The organism is Mesorhizobium sp. M4A.F.Ca.ET.050.02.1.1, from assembly GCF_003997725.1.
In the GTDB taxonomy this organism is placed as follows: Bacteria; Pseudomonadota; Alphaproteobacteria; order Rhizobiales; family Rhizobiaceae; genus Mesorhizobium.
This window is the reverse complement of sequence record NZ_RZSG01001006.1, coordinates 1-1,893: the sequence shown is the minus strand read 5'-3', so window position 1 is coordinate 1,893 and position 1,893 is coordinate 1. Positions and strand designations below refer to the sequence as shown.

The window sequence follows — 1,893 nt, the reverse complement described above, 5'->3', positions numbered from 1 at the left end:
GTTCAAGGAACAGACCAATCTGACGCCGAACGTCTACTGGAACACGCTGCGCATGGAGGAAGCCGTGCGCCAGCTGCAATGGTCGCAGGAACCGCTGATCTCGGTCGCTTGCAATCTCGGCTTCACCACCCAGGGCAATTTTTCGCGCTTCTTCCGCGACCATGTCGGCGTGCCGCCGACGCTCTATCGCGAGGCGGCGCGGGCGATGGCTTGAGCGGCCCTGGCTGCCTTCGGTCTATTTTCAGACTGATTGATAGGCGCTCAAGACGCATTGATAAGCGCCGGCTGCCCGTGCGCCCTACCCTTCCCGCCATACGCATCCGCAAGGGAACGGCTCCATGGCGAAAGTCACCATCTCCAGCGTCATCGACGCGCCGGTCGAACAGGTCTGGGCGCGGATACGCGACTTCAACGGCTTGCCGAGTTGGCACCCGCGCATGATCGAAAGCCATATCGAGGACGGCAAGGATGCCGGCACGATCGGCTGTGTGCGCAACTTCCAGCTCGTCAGCGGCGCCCGCCTGCGCGAAAAATTGGTCGACTTCTCCGACGAGAAGTTTCTGGTCAGCTACTCCATCCTCGAGACCCCGCAGCTGATCACCAATCACAAGGCGACGCTGCAGTTGCGGCGTGTCACCGACGGCGACCGCACCTTTGCCGAATGGAGCGCCAGCTTCGACGCAGCTCCCGAGGAAGCCGACAAGCTCGCCGAAGGCATGGGCGCCAACGTCTTCCAGGGCGGCTTCAACGCGCTGAAGAGCCATTTCGCCGGCCAAAGCTGAGCCAAGGAGCGTGCCATGGCGCTTGCCCTCCAAACATTCCCGACGGTGAAGGACGCGAACGCTGCACTGCAGGCGGTCGGCACGCGCTATCTCGGCGGCGGCACGCTGGTCGTGCGCGCCGCCAATGAAGGCGACGTTTCGGTCACCAGACTTGTCCGCGCCACCGAGCCGTCGCTGTCGACGATTACCGTTTCCAATGGCAGGGCCGTTCTTGGCGCCTCCGTCACCATGGCGGCGATTGCCCGCCATCCGGAACTCGCCTGGCTTGCGCCCACCGTGCGCGCCGTCGGCGGGCCGGCGATCCGCAACATGGCAAGCGTCGGCGGCAATCTCTTCGCGCCTGCGCCCTACGGCGACTTCGCCGTCGCGCTGCTTGCGCTGGACGCGAACGTCGCCACCGAGGATAGCGAAGTGCCGATCGAGACCTTCCTGGCCGGACGCGACGCCAGCCGTTCCATCGTCACCTCCGTCACCTTCGCCCTACCCCGCGCGGAGAGCTTCCGTTTTCTCAAAGTGTCACGGGTCAAGCCCAAGGGCGTCTCGGTACTCAGCATCGCCGCGCTCTTGCAGCGGATAGACAACGGCACGGTCACCGCCGCGCGGATCGCACTTGGCTGCATGGCCGACCGGCCGATGCGTGCCAGAGCGGCCGAGAAGGCGCTGCTTGGCTGCAGGCTGACGCCTGACGAGATCGCGCCGGCGCTGGCTATGGCAAACGAAGGCACAACGCCGATTACCGATCCGGTCGCCAGCGCCTGGTATCGCGCCGAAGTGCTGCCGGTCCATCTCGGCCGGCTGCTGCTCGCATGATGCCCGTCGCCCAAAAACGCGTAGCGGTTTTGGGATTGCGACAGGCAGGAAGTCTCACACGTCGGGGGCGCGCGTCTGTCCGGATATCCGGGCAGGCGCGCTGGGAGGAAAGACATGGTGAAGGTCCCGGTCCAGTTCACGCTCAACGGTTCCGAGAAAGCCGAGTTCATCGACAGCGGCGCGACACTGCTGCACGCGCTGCGGGACAAGATCGGTGACACCTCGCCGAAAGGCGGCTGCCACCAGGGCACTTGCGGCGCCTGCTCGGTCATCATCGACGGTGAGCTGAGGCTCTCCTGCC

4 protein-coding genes are annotated in these 1,893 nt (G+C 65.1%); all 4 read left to right on the top strand.

Annotated features, from left to right (window positions below; translation table 11 throughout):
• Positions 1-214: AraC family transcriptional regulator (locus tag EOA33_RS34290; RefSeq protein WP_145989469.1), on the top strand; the 214-nt coding region annotated here is incomplete at its 5' end.
• A gap of 124 nt (positions 215-338) precedes the next feature.
• On the top strand, positions 339-782 hold the full coding sequence (locus EOA33_RS34285; protein WP_127407623.1) for an SRPBCC family protein: 444 nt from the start codon (positions 339-341) through the stop codon (positions 780-782).
• A gap of 15 nt (positions 783-797) precedes the next feature.
• Entirely contained in the window at positions 798-1,592 is a 795-nt protein-coding gene (locus EOA33_RS34280) for an FAD binding domain-containing protein (RefSeq protein ID WP_127407622.1), read from the top strand.
• A gap of 114 nt (positions 1,593-1,706) precedes the next feature.
• On the top strand, positions 1,707-1,893 hold a 187-nt coding region (locus EOA33_RS34275; protein WP_127407621.1), incomplete at its 3' end, for a 2Fe-2S iron-sulfur cluster-binding protein.

Bases quoted from the DNA above. Each gene is read 5' to 3' on its own strand.
- EOA33_RS34285 (WP_127407623.1), top strand. From the start codon at position 339: ATGGCGAAAGTCACCATCTCCAGCGTCATCGACGCGCCGGTCGAACAG.
- EOA33_RS34280 (WP_127407622.1), top strand. From the start codon at position 798: ATGGCGCTTGCCCTCCAAACATTCCCGACGGTGAAGGACGCGAACGCT.